The organism is Romboutsia faecis, from assembly GCF_014323405.1.
In the GTDB taxonomy this organism is placed as follows: Bacteria; Bacillota; Clostridia; order Peptostreptococcales; family Peptostreptococcaceae; genus Romboutsia_E; species Romboutsia_E faecis.
In genome coordinates, this window is the sequence record NZ_JACRWE010000002.1 from 446425 (window position 1) to 467444 (window position 21020).

Sequence of the window (21020 nt, forward strand, 5' to 3'; positions counted from 1 at the left end):
AAAGTAGATTTCAAAATTAAAGAAAGTTATAATTTATCTATGTCGTAGATGGATTATAAAAAGTAAGAGGTGAGATTGGTGGCTAAGAAAAAAAGCAAAAAGAAAAAGGATAAAGATCTAGGATTTAGAGCGGAATATCATAACTTAGTTACAATATTCGTAGGTATATTCTTATTATATAGTTTGAACTCAGGGTCTATGGGACTTGTGGGTAATTTTATGCAGAACATATTTAAAGGTTTATTTGGAGGTCTTTCATTTGTAATTCCTTTTATAGTAATTATTGTAGGGATACTTGGATTCTTTGAAGGAAATGAATATGTTTATAGGTTAAAAAATAGCAAAATGTACTATGTGATTGTTACATTTGTATTTGTATTCTATGGATTAATAAATTCAAGGAATATACCGGTAGATGTTCCTTTTAAGTCAAATATGATTAATGATGTAATGCAAATGGGTGTAGATGGAACTGGAACTGGCTTAATAACATCTACAATTGCATATTATATAAAAGCTATATTTGGAATAACTGGGGGATGGTTAATCAGTATATTTGCATTAATATTATGTGCACTATTTACTTTTAATATATCGGTACAAGATTTATTATCAAATGTAAATTTTGGAAAGGGTAAATCAAAATCCAAAAATAAAGGAACTAACTTAAAAGAGAAGGTTTCAAACTTAAAGCAATCTGCCTTAGATATGATAAGTGATGAGGTAGATGAAGATACGATGGAACAAACCATGATAGAAGAAAAGAAACTAGGATTCTTAAAAGGAATGATGGACAAGGCTAAGCATAGCAAAGATGACGATGTAGAAAAAGAACCTGCAGTTAGTCTAGAAGATGGTATAGATGACAAGACTATAAAGATAGTAGGTTTCAATAAAGCAGAAGATGATTACTTAGAAATACTTGAAGGAACTCAAAGTGGTTCTGATTTAGATGTATTAAAAAATCTTCAAAGTTCTCCTCTTGATAAATCTAAACAAGAGAATAAAGGTTTTGATAAAACACAAGAAATTGAAAATACTCAACCGATAGACTTTAATGAAGTTTCAAGATATGAAAACTATAAAAAGCCTGGACTTGAAATATTAAATAAATTTGATAAGAAGGCAGATGAAAACGGAAAGAAAAAAGTATTAAAGAATGCTTCATTATTAGAAAAGACATTATCAGACTTTGGTGTTGAAGCTAAGGTAAATCAAGTTACAGTTGGTCCTACTATAACAAGATATGAAATACAGCCAAGTCCTGGCGTTAAGGTTAGTAAAATAGTAAATTTAACAGATGATTTAGCACTAAGTTTAGCTGCAAAAAGCATAAGAATAGAAGCGCCTATTCCAGGCAAAAGTGCTATAGGAATAGAAGTCCCTAATGAAGAAGGACAAATGGTAGGTTTAAGAGAGGTATTAGAAAGTGATGAATTTAAAAACTTTGAATCACCTCTTGCAATGGCTTTAGGTAAGGATATAGGAGGAAAGCCAATTATAGCGGACATAGCTAGAATGCCTCACTTACTTATAGCTGGATCAACTGGGTCAGGAAAGAGTGTTTGCGTAAATACTTTAATAAATAGTATTTTATACAAAGCTAATCCTGATGAAGTTAAATTCTTACTTATAGATCCAAAGGTGGTTGAGCTTGCAAGTTATAATGGAATACCACACTTACTAATACCGGTTGTAACTGATCCTAAAAAGGCTGCAAATGCATTAAACTGGGCAGTTGTAGAAATGAATAGAAGATATAAATTATTTGCTGAGAATCAAGTAAAAGATATAACAAGTTACAATGAAAAGGCTGAAGAAAAATTACCTAAGATAGTAATAATCATTGATGAGCTTGCTGACTTGATGATGGCTTGTGCAAATGATGTAGAAGATTATATTTGTAGACTTGCACAGATGGCAAGAGCTGCAGGGATGCATTTAATAATAGCAACGCAAAGACCATCTGTTGATGTAATAACAGGAGTTATAAAAGCAAATATACCATCGAGAATCGCGTTTGCAGTATCATCACAGACAGATTCTAGAACGATATTAGACTTAGGTGGAGCAGAAAAGTTACTGGGGAAGGGGGACATGTTATTCTACCCACTAGGAGCAGCAAAACCAGTAAGACTTCAAGGTGCATTTATATCAGAAAGCGAATCAGAAAGAGTTATAGATTTTATAAAAAATCAAGTAACTGAAGAAGTAAAATACGAAGATGATATAATAGATACTATTTCAAAAACTATAGCACCAAAATCAAGTGATGAAGATGATTTATTAGAAGATGCTATAAATTTTGTAGTAACTAATGGTCAAGGGTCTGCCTCAATGCTTCAAAGAAAGTTCAAAATAGGATTTAACAGGGCTGCTAGACTAATAGATTCTATGGAAGAAAGAGGGATAGTAGGTCCAAGCGAAGGAAGTAAACCAAGGAAAGTATTAATAACTAAGGAAGAATTAGTAGATTTAGAAGGTGAATAGAATTTGAAGACAATAAATGTAGAAGACGCTTTAAAGCTTGAAAATACAATCTTTATTGATGTTAGAACAGAGAAAGAATATCAAGATGACCATATATTGAATGCCTATAATATACCATTATTCAGTAATGATGAACATCATGAAATAGGTACCATATATAAGACACAAGGAAAGCATGAAGCTATAGACAAGGGATTTGACTTTGTATCACCTAAATTAAAAGATATGTATAGAAAAGTAAAAGAATTATCAGTAGAGTATGACCATATAGTAATATACTGTGCAAGAGGTGGCATGAGAAGTGGAAGTTTTGCTAATCTTTTAGCTTCAATAGGAGTAGACTTATATAAACTTGAAGGTGGATATAAGTCTTATAGAAACTATGTATTAGATTATTTAAGTGATATAATGAATAAAAAACAATTTATAGTACTTCATGGCTTAACAGGTGTTGGAAAGACCGAACTTTTAGTAGGTCTAGATAAAAATAACATAGATATAATAGACTTAGAGCAAATGGCAAAAAATACAGGCTCAGTATTTGGGTTTATAACTTTTGATGATAAACCGCCAACTCAAAAGACATTTGAATCTAGAATATTTGAATCATTATTCTTTTCAAAATCAGACTATATATTTATAGAAAGCGAAAGTAAAAGAGTAGGACATGTATTAGTACCAAATGAAATTTATGAAGGTATAATAAGAGATGGTTACCATATACTTATAGAGTGTAGCATAGAAGACAGAGTAAAAAGACTATGCAAAGATTATATTTATGATCGAAATGAAGGAAATATTGATATACTAAGAGAATGTATAGGTAAGTTTAGAAAAAGACTTGGTCATAAAAAAGTTGAAGAGTATTTACAGATGTTAGATGAAGAAAAATACGAAGAACTTGTAGAAAAATATTTAGTTGAATATTATGACCCTCTGTATATGCACTCTGTAGAGCAATACAAATATAATCAAGTAGTAGACTTTAAAGAGATAAATGAAACATTAGAAGAACTAATGAATTTTCATAAGACAGTAGAAAAAGGAGCAATAAAATGTTAAAAATAGCACTAGAATCACTGGGTTGTTCAAAAAACTTAGTAGACGCAGAAATAATGATGGGTATCTTAAATAGAAAAGGATACAAATTAGTAGGAAATATGGAAGAAGCTGATATAGCGTTAGTTAATACTTGTGGATTTATAGAATCAGCAAAGCAAGAATCTATAGAGACAATACTTGAAATAGCTAGATTAAAAGAAACAGCTAATTTAAAACTTCTTATAGTAACAGGGTGTTTAGCTCAAAGATATTCAGACGAGTTAAAAGAAGAAATACCAGAAATAGATGCTATAGTTGGTACAGGAAGTTACCAAAATATAGACGAAATAGTTGCTGGTTTAGAAAAAGAAAACAAAATAGTAAGTTTAAATGACATAGAATTTGTTTACAATGAAGATCTTCCAAGATACGTTTCAACACCAAGTTATATGGCTTACTTAAAGATAAGTGAAGGATGCGATAAGCATTGTACTTATTGTATAATACCTAAATTAAGAGGTAAGCAAAGAAGTAGAAAGATAGAAGATATAGTAGCTGAAGCTAAAGATTTAGCAGCTAGAGGTGTAAAAGAGCTTGTAGTTATAGCACAAGATAGTACTATGTATGGTTCTGATATATATGGAAAAGCTGTATTACCAGAATTATTAGAAGAATTAGCTCAAGTTGAAGGTATAAAGTGGATAAGAATAATGTATTCATATCCAGAATCAATAACAGAAGAGTTAGTTCACGTTATAAAGAAATATGATAATATCTGTAATTACTTTGATATGCCAATACAACATGCAAGTAACAGAATATTAAAGTTAATGAACAGACATACAACTAAAGAAGATATATTAGCTAAAATAGAAATGATAAGAAATAATATACCTGATGCAACATTAAGAACTACTATAATAACAGGATTCCCAGGTGAAACAGAAGAAGACTTTGAGGAATTAATAGATTTTGCTAAAGAAGTTAAGTTTGATAGACTGGGTGCTTTTGCATACTCAAGAGAGGAAGGAACAGCAGCAGATAAACTACCAAATCATATTGACCAAGATGTAAAAGAACAAAGAAGAGATAGACTAATGATGGTACAACAAGGAATATCTCAAGAAGTTATGGCAACTAAAATAGGTAAAACATTTGAAGTTCTTATAGAAGAACAAATAGAAAAAAATGTTTATATGGGAAGAACTCAAGGAGATGCAGAAGAAATAGATAGTATAGTTTATGTAAAATCTAAGGAACAACTTCATGCAGGAGACTTCGTAATAGTAGAGATTAATAATGCATTAGAGTACGATTTAATGGGAGATGTAATAAATGAACTTGCCTAATAAATTAACATTATTTAGGATATTTTTAATACCAGTATTTATAATAGTAATGCTTCTTAATATACCAAATAAATATCTAATAGCATGTATAATATTTATAGTAGCATCAATAACAGATGCTATGGATGGTCATATAGCTAGAAAATATAATTTAGTTACTGACTTTGGAAAATTTATGGACCCTCTAGCTGACAAGTTACTAGTTATATCAGCTTTAACTTGTATGATAGAAGTAAATTTAGTTCCAGCTTGGATGGTAATAATAATTGTTGCTAGAGAGCTTACTGTTAGTATATTAAGAGCTATTGCTGCAGCAGAAGGAAAGGTAATAGCTGCAAGTGGTGGTGGTAAATTAAAGACTATAACACAAATGCTTTCAATAATAGTTTTATTAATAGGTGAAAACTTTAATAATGGTTTATTATTAAATATAGGATTTGTATGTATATTGATTGCTACACTACTTACTTTATATTCTGGTTGGGAATACTTATACAAAAATAAAGAGTTGTTTATGAATAGTAAATAGTAGATAAGAGTGCACTAACGTAATTATATATTACGTCAGTGCACTCTTTTTATGTATCATAACTATAGATATGAATATTTTCAAGGTAAAGATCTAGCTATTATTCATTTATTCTAATTTACTCTGTTCTTATTCCATTATTATTAAGATATACTACAAACTTTTCAATATCGTATACTTCAAAACACAAATGTCTAAGCCCACAAGTCTCTGGATAGCTTATTCTTTTAGGAGGATTTTCGGAGGAAAATAATTCAGCCTGACTATTTCCTACTTTATAAGTCTAATTCATGAGATTTTTTTCTTTTCTATAGGTTTTGTTAATTATATTTAATCCAAGAATATTTACATAAAAGTTTTTTGATATATCATAATTTGAACAGATTATAGCAATGTGATGTAATTTATTTAGTTTCGTATATGGAATAAATATCAACAATGTTAAAGTATCTGCTTATTATCATTAAAATTTATAAATCAAAATCTGTATAAAAAGCTAGAAAAAAGTTTATAAATGAAATAAGTATGGTAATATTTTACTATAACGATTTCTTAGATTATGTTAAGTTAAATTAATTTATATAAAAATTGACGATATATATATAATGAGGTATAATTAAATACGAACAAATGTTTGATGAAATGATTTAATTTGATTTATATAGATGAAAGGATGAATAGTGAATATGAGTATAGAACAAGAAAAGTTAAAAGCCCTTAATTTAGCTTTAGGGAAAATAGAAAAAGATTTTGGGAAAGGATCAGTAATGAGACTTGGGGAAGCTACATCTATGAATATAGATGTTATACCTACAGGGTCTATAGGTCTTGATATAGCAGTTGGTATAGGTGGTCTTCCAAAAGGTAGAATAGTAGAAATATACGGACCTGAATCTTCTGGTAAGACAACAGTTGCACTTCATACTGTAGCAGAAGCTCAAAAGCAAGGTGGAATAGCAGCATTTATAGATGCGGAACATGCTTTAGATCCAGTTTATGCAAAAGCTTTAGGAGTAGATATAGATAACTTAATAATATCTCAACCAGATACAGGGGAACAAGCTCTAGAAATAACTGAAGCATTAATAAGAAGTAATGCAATAGATATAATAGTAGTTGACTCAGTCGCTGCATTAGTTCCAAGAGCAGAAATAGAAGGAGACATGGGGGATTCTCATGTAGGTCTTCAAGCTAGACTTATGTCACAGGCATTAAGAAAATTAACAGGTTCAATAAAAAAATCTAATTGTGTTGCAATATTCATTAACCAGTTAAGAGAAAAAGTTGGTATAATGTTTGGTAATCCTGAGACAACTACAGGTGGTAGAGCACTTAAGTTCTACTCATCAGTAAGGCTTGATGTTAGAAAAATAGATACAATAAAACAAGGTGATAAAGTTTTAGGAAGTAGAACAAGAGTAAAAGTAGTTAAGAACAAAGTTGCACCACCATTTAAACAAGCAGAGTTTGATATAATGTATGGTGAAGGTATATCTAAGATAGGTGACTTATTAGATATAGCAGCTGATATAGATGTTGTTAAGAAGTCAGGGGCTTGGTATAGTTACAATGATATAAAACTTGGACAAGGTAGAGAGAATGTTAAGAAATTCTTACAAGACAATATGGATTTAACTAATGAAATTGATGAAAAAGTAAGAGCTCATTATAAGTTAGATGAAGCAAAAAACAATGCAGCTGAAAACGAATCAGAAGAAAGTATAGACAATTTTGAAGAATAAAAATTCAATACCTCCTATTAATCCTATTAACTTGACATAAGGTAGAAAAAATAATAAAATTAAATAAGGATAAATTATGTAAAAATAATTTAATAACAGGGTATTTATATACTCTGTTAACTTATTAAAATGATTATGCTTTAAATATAGCTTATTATGTAGCATAGTTTACTTAATAATATGATTTTCAAGTTGCAAAAGATGACATTTTGGGATTATTAACAAAGGAGGTGGATGTCATAGAACCGATATTAGTAGGCATAATAGCTATAGTTGTCGGTGTAGGAGTTGGATATTTTGTAAGAAAAAATATTTCTGAAGCTAAAATTGGAGATGCCGAGAAAAGAGCTGCAGAAATTATAGATAAAGCAAAAAGAGACTCGGAAACTGAACATAAAGAAAGGCTATTAGAAGCTAAAGAAGAAATTCATAAGTTGAGAACAGACGCAGAAAAAGAAAACAAGTCTAGAAGAAATGAACTACAAAAATTTGAGAATAGATTAGTACAAAAAGAAGAAGCATTAGATAAGAAGTTACAAAATTTAGAGTCTAAAGAATCTAATCTTAATGAAAAATTAAAAGTAGTTCAGAGAAAAGAAGAAGACGTTGAAACTATAAAGAATCAACAGCTAGAAAAATTAGAAAGCATATCAGGTATAACATCAGATGAAGCAAAGGAGATAATACTATCCAAAGCAGAAAGAGATGTTAGACGTGAAATGTCTATAATGATAAAAGAAATAGAAACTCAAGCTAAAGATGAAGCTGAGAAGAAATCAAGGGAAATAATTGGTTATGCCATCCAAAAATGTGCTGCTGACCATGTTGCAGAAACTACTGTAACAGTAGTGAACTTACCTAATGATGAAATGAAGGGTAGAATCATAGGTAGAGAGGGTAGAAATATAAGAACTCTTGAAACGGCGACAGGAATAGATCTTATAATAGATGATACTCCAGAAGCAGTAATTCTATCAGGATTTGATCCAATAAGAAGGGAAGTTGCAAGAATAGCACTAGAAAAGCTTATAGCTGATGGAAGAATACATCCAGCTAGAATAGAAGAGATGGTAGAAAAAGCAAGAAAAGAAGTAGATAATATAATCAAAGAATATGGGGAGCAAGCAACTTTTGAAACTGCAGTTCATGGATTACATCCAGAATTAGTTAGATTATTAGGTAGACTTAACTATAGAACTAGTTACGGGCAAAATGTACTTAAACATTCTATAGAGGTTGCTCATATCGCTGGTATAATGGCAGCTGAGATAGGTGCAGATGTTAAATTAGCAAAGAGAGCTGGTTTACTTCATGACATAGGTAAAGCTGTAGACCACGAAATGGAAGGAACTCATGTAGAGATAGGTATGGATCTACTTAGAAGATATAGGGAATCTAAAGAAGTAATACATGCTATGAGTACACACCATGGAGATTATGAACCTCAAACTATTGAGGCAGTTCTTGTAACTGCGGCAGATGCAATATCTGCAGCAAGACCAGGGGCAAGAAGAGAGACTTTAGAAGCTTATATTAAGAGATTAGAGAAGTTAGAAGAAATAGCTAACTCATATGAAGGTGTTGAAAAATCATTTGCAATACAAGCTGGTAGAGAAATCAGAATAATGGTTAAACCAGAAAATGTTACAGATGAAGGAATACATTTACTAGCTAGAGAAATGACTAAGAGAATAGAGGATGAACTTGAATATCCAGGTCAAATCAAAGTTAGTATAATAAGAGAGACTAGAGCGATAGAATACGCTAAATAAAGTTAAAACCTGTTTTAAAATAAAATATTTTAAGACAGGTTTTTTTATTTTATATAAAATTAGAATTGATAAATATAATACAAATACAGTAAATAAATAATACATAAATTTTATTACGTTTAAACTTATATATTAAATATAATAAAGATATAAATATTTGTTAAATATAGTAGTAATGAATTTATTAAGTAATGAAAAGAGGACTACTATGTTAAAAATAAAGTATATGTTATCAGTAATGATAATTTTAGTAAGTACATCTATAATAGCTATAGGAGAAGATGATTTTGAAAAATTAATATTAGGTGGTACTTATATAAAAGAAATAAAAATAGAATATGACGCTAATGTAGATAATAATGAACAGTATTATAGTTTAGAAAGATACTTTAGACCATCTAATATGCCTATATTAAATGACAGAATTGAAAGTTCTCTTTATAATATTTATGGATATAAACCATGGGAGATTAAGTTAGATAAAAAGTTTTTGAGTACTCCAGAAGAAACTATAATAAACTACTTTAGTGTACTAAGAGAAGCTGCGAACCCTACAGGTGATATAAACACTGGATGTGGCACCTTAGGAGATGCTAGAGGGCCTTATCCTGTTGCGTATAATTTTCTATCAGATTCATATAAGGAAAAATATTCTTACGAAGGCTATTTAAAATCGTTTGAGAATAAATTACATATTAACTTGATTAAATTAAGCAAGGTACCGCCAGATGAAAATAATATAAATGAAATAAAGTATTTGGTTGAACTAGAGGTTATAGAGGGTTCTAATAAACATATTGGATTATTTGCGTATTATTATGGATATATATATTTAGATAATGAGAACGGCCAGTATAAAATTAAAAATATGGAATATTTGGGTGAAAATTATTTATGTGCACCTTATCATGGATGGTCATATGATGCTAGTTCTCTAGTAGAAATTGAGTACGGAGATTGGTGTTCACTAATTAGTGGAAATATTCAAGTAGAAAAAAGTGGATATGAAAAGAGAGTTTATTTTAATGATAAAGAAGAAAATGAGTATTATGTTTTATTCTATCAGTTAACTAATGGAGTTGATATTAAAATAGCAGATTATAAAAAGAATAAAAATGGAGTATGGGAATTAATTTATATTAATCCTGAAAAATGCTTAGATAACAAAAAGAATTAATATATTTATTAAAAATTTGGGAAAAATACTGGAAAATTAATTTTAATATACTGAATTTAAGATAGTAAAATAAATAGATAAGTGAAGAAATAATTAAGGTATAGATTCGCTTTTATATAAATGAGATGTGGATATTAAGGATATTAATAAAGTATTATAGGAACCAATATATCGAGAATTTAAAGTATCTAAAAATACTTAAATATTCATATAATAGATAAAAATTTAAAGAAGTGAATTAGTAATATGTATAATAGGAAATAGAGTGGGATTAAAAATATATCACACTCTATTTTATTTGTTTAGAAAAATTTAAGATTTATAGAAATATATTTTTAAGATTAATATGATAATATAGATTTATTATGAAGTGAATCAAGGAGGGCATATGCATAAATATAAGGTTTTAGTAGTTGATGATGAAAAAGAAATACCTGATGCTATTGAGCGATATTTAAAGAATGAAGATATCCAAGTTATAAAGGCATATAATGGACAAGACGCTTTAGAGATTATTGATAAGGAAGAGATACATCTTATTTTAATGGATATAATGATGCCAAATGTAGATGGAATTGAAGCTACAATGAAAATAAGAGAAGATAAGAATATCCCAATAATAATTATTAGTGCTAAGTCAGAGTATAGTGATAAGATACTAGGTCTTAATATAGGTGCAGATGATTATATAACAAAACCTTTTTATCCCTTAGAACTTATTGCTAGAGTTAAATCTCAGCTTAGAAGATATATTGATTTTGGGAATATAAGAAAAGGATATGAAGAAAAAGATAAAATCATTATAGGTGGAATATCATTAGATCTTAATAGTAAGGAATTAAGAGTTGATGGTGAAATAAAAAAGATTACTCCAATAGAGTATAAGATATTAGAGCTTTTGATGGAAAATCCTAACAAAGTTTTTTCTGCTGAAGAAATTTATGAAAAAGTGTGGAAAGAGCATTGTATAAATACAGATACAGTAATGGTTCATATAAGAAGGATAAGAGAAAAGATAGAGATAAAGCCTAAAGAACCAAGATATTTAAAGGTGGTGTGGGGAATTGGATATAAATTCGAGAAATGTACAAGATAATAAGCTATTAAGAAATATAAATAAATTGAAATTAGCAAGAAAACTAATTAACATAATTTTATTAATATTAATAATTGGTATAATGATTTTTATTGAAAATAAAAAAGAAGGAATTATAATAAGTTTATTTTTAGTAATGGTTTTGTTAATAATAAAGAATCTATCAAATGATTTTAGAGATGTTTTGATATTTCAAGAAATATTTGAAATATCAAATACTTGTGAAGATATAATTGATATATTTGAAAAAACTAATGGAAATATCGAAAAAAGTGTGCTTTTTGGCAAAAGTCATAAATCTATACTTGATAATTTATATAAAGTAGAAAAATATATTTATTCTGCAATAGTAAAAAGTAAACAGAATGAAAATATGTCAAATGAACTTGTGGTTGAAGTATCAAAAAATATAAAGAAACCTGTAAATAATATTATCAAAAGTGTAAATGAACTTGAAAATAATAATAGTAAAGTAAATTATTTAGAAATAATAGATAACCTTGAAAATCAATCTAATACATTAAAACATAATATAGAGGAATTGTTTGAATTATCTAAGGTTATGACAGGTAACATCGAGATAGAAATGCAGAAAATTGATGTAATAAGTTTATTAAAACAGTCGTTAGTAGAATATAAAGATAAAATGCAAGATAAAAGTTTAAATTTAAAAGTTAATATAGATAATTCGAATATGTATATATATGCAGATGGTCAACAGATGTGGAGAGTTTTTGAAATTTTGCTAGATAATATAATTTACTATTCTAAAGAAAAAACTAGAGTATATGTAAATTTAAGTAAAAATGATGAAGAAGTGAATATAAGTTTAATTAATATATCTAAAGAAGAGTTAAATATTGATATAAGTACATTATTAAAATCAATAAGAGAAAATAATGAATCTAATAAAATGGGACTTGCTATAGCATCTAACTTAATATCAATCCAAAATGGAAATTTAGATATTACAATAGATGGGGATATGTTTAAAGTAGATATAAAATTTAAACTAATTGATAACATAAAGTAATAAGGAGGTGGAGCAGTGTTTGATTTATATTTATTTGAAAAAAATGAAAAATATAATATATTTAAAAAAGAAGATTTAAATATAAGAAAAGGGCTATGTAAGCCAATGTTAATACAAAAGTTAAGATGGTTCCTATTATTAGCAACTTATTTTTCTTATACATATTTAATTAATAATGAGAAAATAGCTAAATTAGGATTTATATTTATAATAGTTACACTGATATGTCAGTTTTTTGTAGTACTGCAGAAATCAATGTATTTATATAAGTTAAAGATAGAATTAGATAATGATGGGAAAAAAGCATTATATTCAAAATTTGTATTTAGTAAATGGGTAACATTATTATTTAATATTGCAGCAATAATTTGTATAATGGGTCATCTAGAAGGTATAGAGTTTTGTACTGACCTATTAATAATATTAATAAGTGTAAATATAATTAGGTTAATTTTTAGATTAGGAGTGAATAAATTAAGGCTATTTATGGTAAGGGCAGCATTAGATAACATTATTGAAGAATCAGAAGAAAATGGATATGATACTATTAATTTGAATGAATGCTTAGATGGCGCGGAAGAACTTGAAGTACTATTTGGTAGTAGATATCTAGCAATAGTAACAGAATTAAGGAATTTACTCACAAAATTAGAAGAAGTTACGATAAAAGAAAGAAGCAGTATATATAGTAAATCTCAATTAGTAACTAATTTATCACATGATTTAAAAACACCACTTACTTCTATTATTAATTCAATTTATTTTTTAAAGAATGAAGAGCTTAATGAAGATGAGAAACTTGAACAAATAAATATACTAAAAGAAAAATCAGGTAGACTTAAATCATTAATAGATAACTTAAATGAAGTAATAAATTCAGAAGAAGATGAAATAGTTTTAAATAGAGAGTATATAAATATATATGATTTATTAAATAGTTGTACAGATAGCTTTAAAGAAAGAATAGAAGAAGCTAATTTAGACTTGCAAATAAAAACTCAAGAAACAAATCTTATAGTTTATATGGATAAAGATAAAATAGTAAGAGTGTTTGAAAATTTATTAAGCAATATAATAAAATATTCATTAGAAGATACAAGAGTATATATTAACTTTATAAAAGAGGACGATATAATTAAAATTGATTTTAAAAATATATGTAAATATGAGTTAGAAGTAAATAAAGGATCATTAGGGAGCCGATTTGTTAAAGGTGATAAGTCTAGAAATAGCGATGGATATGGATTAGGTCTTAGTATAGTTAAAAACTTAATTAGAGTTCAAGGTGGTAAGGTTGATATAATAACTGAAGGGGACTTATTTAAAGTTAGTATAATGCTAAAATGTAATTAATTATTTTAAGAATAAAAATTAATTGAAAATTTTTTATAAATCTAAGTAAAGTTAATTTGTAGTAAAGCAAAAAAATTGTACTCTAAATTCTTACTATGAGTACAATTTTTTTATTAAGAATTAGATAAATTATTTAGTTTTTCAATATTCAATATTTTAAGTTTTCCTCTAGATATTTCTATTATATCATCTCTTTCAAACTTTTTTAATATTTTACTTACGACTTCTCTTGATGAACCTATATGATTAGCTATAGATTCATGGGTCAAGTAAAGTGTACTTGAATTTGTCAAGTTTGATTCTTCTATTAAGAAATTAGAAATCCTTGAATCTAAACTAAAAAAGACAGCTTGTTCTAATACATACATAACTTCTGAAAGCTTATTTTGAGTTATATTAAGTAAAAATTCTAAGACTTTAGCATTAGATTTTGACAAATCTTTAATAATGGAACTATCTATAATAATGGCCAAAGATTCTTTTTCAGACTCTAGATTAATATCATAAGTAATATTTTGAAACGCACAAGAGGCAGACAAGATACAAACATCTCTATCCAGCAGTCTAAATAATGTTATTTCTCTTCCTGAAGGAGCAGATATAAAGGTCCTAAATTGACCTGATATTGTTATTAATAAACCTGTGCAAGTCGAATTTTTATTATGAACTATTTTGCCCTCTTCATATTTAATTAAAATGCTTTTTGAAATCAATTCTTGGCTTTCTTTTACAGAAAGACTATTAAAGAATGGTAGAATTTCTTCTAAAATTTCTTTTTTATCTATATTTAGCATATTTTCCTCCTTAATCTAGCAATTATAGTAAAAATCTATATTAATAATAATATATCAAACATTAGATATCTAGTAAATTTTATATTAAATACAGAAGGGGTATCAAAATACAAGCTAAATGATGATATATATATAATGTATTAAAATATAATATATTTTTCTGTGACTTTATCACAAATATATATTAGAAAAGATTATACATTATAATAGTTTTATGTTAATAAAGTTACTATACAAAAATAATTAATAAAAAATAAAAAAGGTACCGAAAATATAAAATTAACTTGTATATAATAGTGAGATAAAAATACAATATAAAATTTAGGAGGAATATAGAATGAGAAAGTTAGTATCAATTATGTCAATAATGGCTATAAGCGGTGGTATTATGTTATTAGGATTAAATTTTGCAAGTGCAAATGGTGAAGATAAGAAAGATACAATTACAAATAATATAAGCAGAAAAGATATTAAAAATGAGGTTGATAATAAAGTTACTGGGGTAATAGACAATAATAAGTCAATGAAATTAGATCAAACATCTCAAACAAAAAGTAATAATATGTATAAAGAAAACAAAATAAGTGATATTGAAAATGACTTAAATGACATATTAAATAAAGATAAATATACATATGACTGGGAGGATAAACTAGATCATAAGTATGGAGATGACTGGGATGATTTGTTAGAGAAGATATATGGAGATGATTGGGAAGATAAATTTGAAATTAAGTTAAAGAAAATATATGGAGATAAGTACAAAGAAGATTATGATGATGCTCACGATCATGATAAAGATGATGAAAATGATTAAGTAGGACAAAATAGTTAATATGGAGTCTTATATTAGCATAAGAGATTTTACACTTTATAGAAGAAGTGAGGGAAGATATAAAAAATGAGTTTAGATGAAGATAATCTGAAATCCACAGACATAAATATTTTAATAAATGATAATATGCCATTTATTATAAAATCTATAAGTAAGATAACAAAAAAATATGTATCATTAGAAAATGATGAAGAATTAAGTGTAGGCATTTTAGCATTTAATGAAGCTGTAAATAGATACACTCATGATAGAGGTCCATTTTTACCATTTGCACAACTTGTAATAGGAAGTAGATTGAAAAATCATCTACAAAGGGAAAATAGACATAGAAATATTATATCAATAGATAACCTAAGAGAAGAAGGGATCGAAGTATCTGATGTTATAAAAGATCCTATAGAGGATAATCAAATATTACAAAATGAAATTAGAATATTAAAGGATACTTTATATGACTTTGGATTCGGATTAGAAGATTTAGTAAATAATTCACCAAAGCATAAGGAAACTAGAGAAAATGCTATAGATCTATCTAAAAGAGTAAGCCAAGATAAGCCATTTGTGAGCTTTATGTACGAAAAGAAGAGACTTCCAATAAAAAAGATATCATTAAAATATCAGGTTACAGAAAAGATAATTAAAGGGAGTAAAAAATTTATTATAACGGTTATTATAATATTTGATAAAAAACTTAGAAATATAAGATTATGGATAAAAAGGTAGGAAATGACTATGTGGTATAAAGGTATTGTAATGGAAGTTAAAGATAAATACTTGATAGTTATGAGAGAAGACTCTACTTTAGTTAAGATAGATATTAAAGATAAACCTAAAGTTGGAGAAAGGCTAATTTTTACAGACGAAGATATATATGAAGTAAGAGAGGCAAAGTCTTTAAAGAAAAAAAATATGACACTATTTATAGCATTAGCAGCAGTTTTAGTATTATGCATACTTCCTATAATTAATAATGGTAATTTAAAAGCATATGCTTTGGTTTCTCTAGATATAAATCCAAGTATTGAATTTGAACTAGATGAAAATAAAAATATAATTAATATATATACAATAAATACTGACGCTAAATCAATCGATTTAGAAGATATCAAAGGTTTAAATATAGAAGAAGGAGTAATAAAACTGAAGGGAATGCTTGAGAGCGAAAAATATAATTTAAAAAATGATAATATGATAGTAGGTTTTACCTTCCTTAGAGGGATAGAAGATTTAAATTATGAAGAAGATATAAAAGGTATAATGGGTAAAAATTTCAACGAATCAAAAGTGCTATATTTAAAAGGGACAAAAGATGATTGTGAAAAAGCTAAGGAAAGAGGAATAAGTTTAGGTAGATATGAAGCAGAGCTTGATATTGACGATGATATTGAAGATATAATAGAGGATATGTCTGTTGAAGAAATAATGAAGCTTTTAAATAATAACAGTGGAGTATATTTAAATGAAGAAGTTAAAGATGAGATTGAAGATGAATTAGAAGATAAACTAGAAGAGGGTCAAAATGATGATCGTGAAGAAGATGATAGTAATAATGATTAGGATATTAATCTAGAATTTTGATGAAGTATAAATTCTTTTACTTATAGAAGTTGTATCTGTAAGTAAATATTGAATTTATACTTTTTTTATTTAGTAAAATTAAATTTATGAGAAAATAATTTTTTATCTATTGTAAATTTTAGGAAAGTATATATAATATAGATATATGGTTAATTACTTAAGTAACTAACTGATTACCTAGAAAGATAGAGGGGGTGAAATATTGAAGTTAATCCTGAATGATAATGATCCAATATTTATTCAAATTTCGAAGGCTATAGAAGATGAAATACTTAGTGGTGGTGTAGAAGAAGAGATGCAAATACCTTCTACTACAGAATTATCCAAGATATATAAAATAAATCCAGCTACAGTCTTAAAAGGAATAAATATATTAGTAGATAAAGATGTTTTATATAAAAAGAGAGGTATAGGTATGTTTGTTTGTAAGGGAGCTAAGAGCGTAATAAAGAAATCTAGAAAAGATGCTTTTGAAAAGGTATATATAAAAGATTTAATTCAAGAGGCTAGTAAATTAGACATCGAAAAAGAGGAATTGTTAGAAATGATAAAGAATTATAAGGGGTGAGGATATGAGTATAGCTATAGAAGTTAAGAATGTAAGTCATAGTTTTAAAGATAAAAAAATATGTGATAATATGAGCATAAATTTTGAAGAAAATAAAATTTATGGGTTACTTGGTAAAAATGGAGCTGGTAAAACTACATTAATTAATATTATTACTAATCAACTATTATGTAATAATGGAGAGGTTAAGATATTTGGAAAAAATATAAAAGAAGATAATAAAGTACTTAATGATATATGTGTAGTTAGAGAAAGAGAATTCTATGACATAGAGTATAAGGTAAAAGATATTTTTAAAGCATATTCTTACTTTTACAAAGATTACGACTATAAACTGCAAGACAAACTTTGTAAAAGATTTGAAATTAATCAAAAACTAATTTATAAAAAGTTATCTAGAGGTATGAAGACCATAGTATCTAATATTATAGGAATTTGTTCAAATTCACCAATAACAATATTTGATGAGCCAACAATAGGTCTTGATGCAGTTAATAGACAAGAGTTTTACAGTATTTTATTAGAATCTTATACACAAAAAAATAGAACTATAATAATATCTACTCACCAAATTAATGAAGTAGAAGAGTTATTAGAGAAGGTAATTATAATAAAGAATGGAAAAATTGAAGTAGACGATTATATAGATGAAGTAAAAGAAAAATCTTATCATATAACAGGCAAAAAAGATGATTTAAATAAATTATCTATATTAAAAGATAGAAAGCCTATTAAATCCTTTGGAAATAATGAAGTTTACTCATATTATGGAGAAATAAGTGATGAAGATTTAGAATTAATAGAAAATCTAAACATAGAATTGGTAAATATGAGTATACAAGATTTATTTATAAATATGAATAAAAAGGAGGAGGCAATATATGAATAATCCATATTATAAATTTTTAAAAAGAGATGTTAAATTAATATTAATTCTGCTTATATCAATAGTTACAGTAAATGTAGGTATGAGTGTAATATCGAATATAATATCAGCTTTAGATAGAAGTTCTATTGATCCTATTAGATTCTTTAGTCAAGCAAGTATGTTGGCTTGTATTATGTGTATGGTCTATGGAATAAATTGTACGGTTAAAACTTTTAGTGGGGTAATTAGCATAAGGGGGGATAGGCTAGGATTTTTAAAAGCAATAGCATTATGGAGCATTGTAATTGCAATTTTTGCATCATTATTTAGTGTATTTTTTGAGATTGGTTGCAAGGAATTAATGGAGTTAATTACCAAAAGGGAAGTATATGTAATAAGTGACATGCCTTGGATTAGTATAAATAATCTTGAATTTAAAGTTGATGATATGTCTTTGATATGGTTTATAAAAAGTATAATTACTAGAACTTTAACAAATGCATTGATGATATCTTTAGGATATATGTTAGGTGCCATATCGTATAGACTAAAAGTAAGAACAAATGTAATACTATTTATAGGACTTCCAATATTATTTGCAGGTTATATATCAGCTCAAGCATTTAAGAATCAAGATATGGTATTAGATTGGATGATGAACTTTATAAGTAATATGTTATATATAATACAAAATCAAGGGATTTTAATTGGTTTACAGGTAATGGGAATAATAGTATTTTCATTTATAGGAACTAAATTCTTAATAAAAGCACCAATTAAAGAGTATGCACATGATTTAATATAGTATTTTAATTTATAGATTTAAGTAAAGAAAAAGAGGATTGATACTAAGATACAATCCTCTTTTTTCCCAGAAATCAGCATTTTGAATACCTAAAGCCTTAGGGTTAAATACTAAATTGTCTCTAGCAACACCAGCAATATTTCAAGTACCAATACGTCTAGCTAAAGAAACTGATAATGCTTGGAATGAAGAAATTCCTTTTTCTGATTTATCTCTACTTAAAGCAAGCTTAGATATTTCTTTTACTTGTTTTATTTGTAAGAACCTAGTTCTTATTGAAAAATAAATTCCAGCAACTAAAAATAATCTTACTAAATAATTAACCCAAACTATATCATTAATAGCGTTTATAAGATTTTCAATATAATAATTCTCCTAAGATTAAACTTGATGTTTTTCTTCATCTAAGATTTCTAACATTAATTCTGGATAATCACTAAATACTGCATCTACACCGAAGTCAATCATCTTTCTCATTTGTGAAGGTGAATTAATTGTATAAACATAAACCTTTAAATTATTTTTATGAGCTAAGTTTACCATTTCTTTAGTCACCAACTCTTTGCTTATGTTTATGCTATATACATTTAATTTTTTAGCATGGTTAACAACATTTTTTTCGGGTGCATAATCTTTTTCATATTCATAAAGAGCACCGTATTTGTAATCAGAATCAATGTTCTTAAATATATTTAAACATTTGTGATTAAAGCTAGAAATAAGAACATTATTTCTCAAATTATATTTGTCGACTAAATTAAGTACATCTTGTTCTAAATCATAATGAATCTGATCTGTTTTGGCTTCTATGTTTAAAGTAATGTTTTTATCTTTAATAAGCTCAAAAACATCCTCTAAAGTAGGAATTTTGCATAAATTGTTGTTAATAAATTCAAATTTTCTACATTTGAATTTTTGTAACTCTTCTAAAGTATAGTCTTTAATTAGACCTTTTCCTTTAAAAGTACGTTGTACATCTTCATCATGTATAACGATTAGTTTACCATCTTTACTTTTATGAACATCAAGCTCAATACCGTCAATAGGCAAGGCAAGTGCTTTTTCAAAAGATAAGATAGTATTTTCTGGGTAATCTCCACTGGCGCCCCTATGTGCAAATACTTTCATACAACACCTCTTATTTTAGTTTAGTTTTATAACAGAGAATTACAAAAAATAAGAGAGCAATGTAAATCAAGACTATATTTAAGATAGTCTTGATTTAAAAGCTCTCCCTTTATCTCCGCTATACATATAAAATTCAGCATATTTAGTATAAAATGGAAAATGTTTTCTGTCAATGGAATATAGAATAATTTTACTTAGAATTTACATTAAGTATAAAAATGTTTGACAACAGATTCACAATGGAATATTCTCTTAGTAAGAGATAGGAGATGAAATTATTTAATTCATCTCCTTATTTTTTTTAAACATCAATAGGACGAATTCATGGGAGAAAGAGAAATTTTTTTAGATTACTATTAGCATTAATTGTTGGAGGAGTAACAGGTATAGGTTTTTATGAGCAGGTACGATTCTCAAGACTTCTAGTGGAGTTAAGGGGTTAACTACTTCAGCTGGGATATGGTCAACTGCATGTATAGGTATTGCAATTGGCTATGGATATTATTTTCTCGCTATTGTTTCATGGGTATTTTTAATTATAGTTTTATATGCTCTTAAATATATGGAAATGTGGCATAGGGGAAAAAGAAGTAAAAATATGGTATTGACCATTGAGGATACAAAAAGTATACCAGCTTTAATGGAGGTAGTTAAGGAAATTGACAATAAAATACTAAGTATAGAAAAAAATCTGACAAATTTGTGTTTAAATTAACCTTAGATAATAAATCTAGTGTAGATTACAATGAATTTATAACACAGATATCTAATATAGATGATAGTATATCTATAAAATCTACTTGATAAGGTTATTATAATCTAAATAAAAATATTATTGACAACTATAGAAGTTATTAAGTAT

At 27.1% G+C, this 21020-nt stretch carries 21 protein-coding genes; 18 read left to right on the forward strand and 3 right to left on the reverse strand.

Features of this window, described 5'->3' with window-relative positions; genetic code table 11:
* The first annotated feature begins 78 nt into the window (after positions 1-78).
* From H8923_RS05445 to pgsA, 4 genes are read left to right on the forward strand one after another with little or no spacing between them, the layout of a single operon-like run.
* The gene (locus tag H8923_RS05445) at positions 79-2490 is read left to right on the forward strand and encodes an FtsK/SpoIIIE family DNA translocase (protein WP_187127857.1); all 2412 of its coding nucleotides are present in this window, start codon (positions 79-81) and stop codon (positions 2488-2490) included.
* A 3-nt stretch (positions 2491-2493) separates the two neighbouring features.
* A complete protein-coding gene (mnmH, locus tag H8923_RS05450) occupies positions 2494-3552 on the forward strand; it encodes a tRNA 2-selenouridine(34) synthase MnmH (RefSeq protein WP_153972158.1) in 1059 nt (352 codons plus the stop codon).
* The gene (gene rimO, locus H8923_RS05455) at positions 3546-4880 is read left to right on the forward strand and encodes a 30S ribosomal protein S12 methylthiotransferase RimO (protein ID WP_153972157.1); all 1335 of its coding nucleotides are present in this window, start codon (positions 3546-3548) and stop codon (positions 4878-4880) included. The genes mnmH and rimO overlap by 7 nt, the downstream gene beginning before the upstream one ends.
* The gene (pgsA, locus tag H8923_RS05460; protein WP_153972156.1) at positions 4867-5409 is read left to right on the forward strand and encodes a CDP-diacylglycerol--glycerol-3-phosphate 3-phosphatidyltransferase; all 543 of its coding nucleotides are present in this window, start codon (positions 4867-4869) and stop codon (positions 5407-5409) included. Before rimO ends, pgsA begins: the two co-directional genes overlap by 14 nt.
* 283 nt (positions 5410-5692) lie before the next feature.
* Here the strand turns inward: pgsA and H8923_RS17810 are convergent, their stop codons facing one another.
* On the reverse strand, positions 5693-5848 hold the full coding sequence (locus tag H8923_RS17810) for a VOC family protein (protein ID WP_317982813.1): 156 nt from the start codon (positions 5846-5848) through the stop codon (positions 5693-5695).
* A gap of 247 nt (positions 5849-6095) precedes the next feature.
* On the opposite strand from H8923_RS17810, the gene recA reads away from it, so the two are divergent.
* From recA to H8923_RS17610, 6 genes are all read left to right on the forward strand, one after another.
* Positions 6096-7151 carry a recombinase RecA gene (recA, locus tag H8923_RS05470; protein WP_153972155.1) on the forward strand — a complete coding sequence of 352 codons (1056 nt, stop codon included), beginning with the start codon at positions 6096-6098 and terminating at the stop codon, positions 7149-7151.
* Between the two features lie 230 nt (positions 7152-7381).
* Positions 7382-8923, forward strand: a complete 1542-nt coding sequence (rny, locus tag H8923_RS05475; protein WP_187127870.1) for a ribonuclease Y — start codon at positions 7382-7384, stop codon at positions 8921-8923.
* A gap of 208 nt (positions 8924-9131) precedes the next feature.
* Complete coding sequence (locus H8923_RS05480) at positions 9132-10100, forward strand: hypothetical protein (RefSeq protein ID WP_153972153.1); 969 nt, start codon at positions 9132-9134, stop codon at positions 10098-10100.
* 388 nt (positions 10101-10488) lie between these two features.
* The gene (locus tag H8923_RS05485; RefSeq protein WP_153972152.1) at positions 10489-11196 is read left to right on the forward strand and encodes a response regulator transcription factor; all 708 of its coding nucleotides are present in this window, start codon (positions 10489-10491) and stop codon (positions 11194-11196) included.
* A complete protein-coding gene (locus H8923_RS05490; protein ID WP_153972151.1) occupies positions 11165-12229 on the forward strand; it encodes a sensor histidine kinase in 1065 nt (354 codons plus the stop codon). Before H8923_RS05485 ends, H8923_RS05490 begins: the two co-directional genes overlap by 32 nt.
* 15 nt (positions 12230-12244) lie before the next feature.
* Positions 12245-13582, forward strand: a complete 1338-nt coding sequence (locus H8923_RS17610; protein ID WP_153972150.1) for a sensor histidine kinase — start codon at positions 12245-12247, stop codon at positions 13580-13582.
* A gap of 113 nt (positions 13583-13695) precedes the next feature.
* Here the strand turns inward: H8923_RS17610 and H8923_RS05500 are convergent, their stop codons facing one another.
* A complete protein-coding gene (locus H8923_RS05500) occupies positions 13696-14376 on the reverse strand; it encodes a Crp/Fnr family transcriptional regulator (RefSeq protein WP_153972149.1) in 681 nt (226 codons plus the stop codon).
* Between the two features lie 337 nt (positions 14377-14713).
* On the opposite strand from H8923_RS05500, the gene H8923_RS05505 reads away from it, so the two are divergent.
* The 7 genes from H8923_RS05505 (at position 14714) to H8923_RS05535 (ending at position 19316) form a co-directional block, all read left to right on the forward strand.
* Entirely contained in the window at positions 14714-15193 is a 480-nt protein-coding gene (locus H8923_RS05505; RefSeq protein ID WP_153972148.1) for a hypothetical protein, read from the forward strand.
* An 84-nt stretch (positions 15194-15277) separates the two neighbouring features.
* The gene (locus H8923_RS05510) at positions 15278-15934 is read left to right on the forward strand and encodes an RNA polymerase subunit sigma (RefSeq protein ID WP_153972147.1); all 657 of its coding nucleotides are present in this window, start codon (positions 15278-15280) and stop codon (positions 15932-15934) included.
* A 9-nt stretch (positions 15935-15943) separates the two neighbouring features.
* On the forward strand, positions 15944-16768 hold the full coding sequence (locus H8923_RS05515; RefSeq protein WP_172976737.1) for an anti-sigma factor domain-containing protein: 825 nt from the start codon (positions 15944-15946) through the stop codon (positions 16766-16768).
* Between the two features lie 223 nt (positions 16769-16991).
* On the forward strand, positions 16992-17357 hold the full coding sequence (locus H8923_RS05520) for a GntR family transcriptional regulator (RefSeq protein WP_153972145.1): 366 nt from the start codon (positions 16992-16994) through the stop codon (positions 17355-17357).
* Positions 17358-17361: 4 nt separating this feature from the next.
* On the forward strand, positions 17362-18246 hold the full coding sequence (locus H8923_RS05525) for an ATP-binding cassette domain-containing protein (RefSeq protein WP_153972144.1): 885 nt from the start codon (positions 17362-17364) through the stop codon (positions 18244-18246).
* Positions 18239-19030 carry a hypothetical protein gene (locus H8923_RS05530; RefSeq protein ID WP_153972143.1) on the forward strand — a complete coding sequence of 264 codons (792 nt, stop codon included), beginning with the start codon at positions 18239-18241 and terminating at the stop codon, positions 19028-19030. Before H8923_RS05525 ends, H8923_RS05530 begins: the two co-directional genes overlap by 8 nt.
* A 115-nt stretch (positions 19031-19145) precedes the next feature.
* Positions 19146-19316, forward strand: coding sequence for a hypothetical protein (locus tag H8923_RS05535; RefSeq protein WP_153972142.1), 171 nt, complete (start codon positions 19146-19148; stop codon positions 19314-19316).
* A gap of 95 nt (positions 19317-19411) precedes the next feature.
* On the opposite strand, the gene H8923_RS05540 is transcribed toward H8923_RS05535, so the two are convergent.
* Positions 19412-20158, reverse strand: coding sequence for a glycerophosphodiester phosphodiesterase (locus tag H8923_RS05540; RefSeq protein WP_153972141.1), 747 nt, complete (start codon positions 20156-20158; stop codon positions 19412-19414).
* A 457-nt stretch (positions 20159-20615) separates the two neighbouring features.
* Here H8923_RS05540 and H8923_RS17740 point away from each other — a divergent pair, with 457 nt between their 5' ends.
* Positions 20616-20873, forward strand: a complete 258-nt coding sequence (locus tag H8923_RS17740) for an MgtC/SapB family protein (protein ID WP_408639059.1) — start codon at positions 20616-20618, stop codon at positions 20871-20873.
* Positions 20874-21020: the final 147 nt, after the last annotated feature.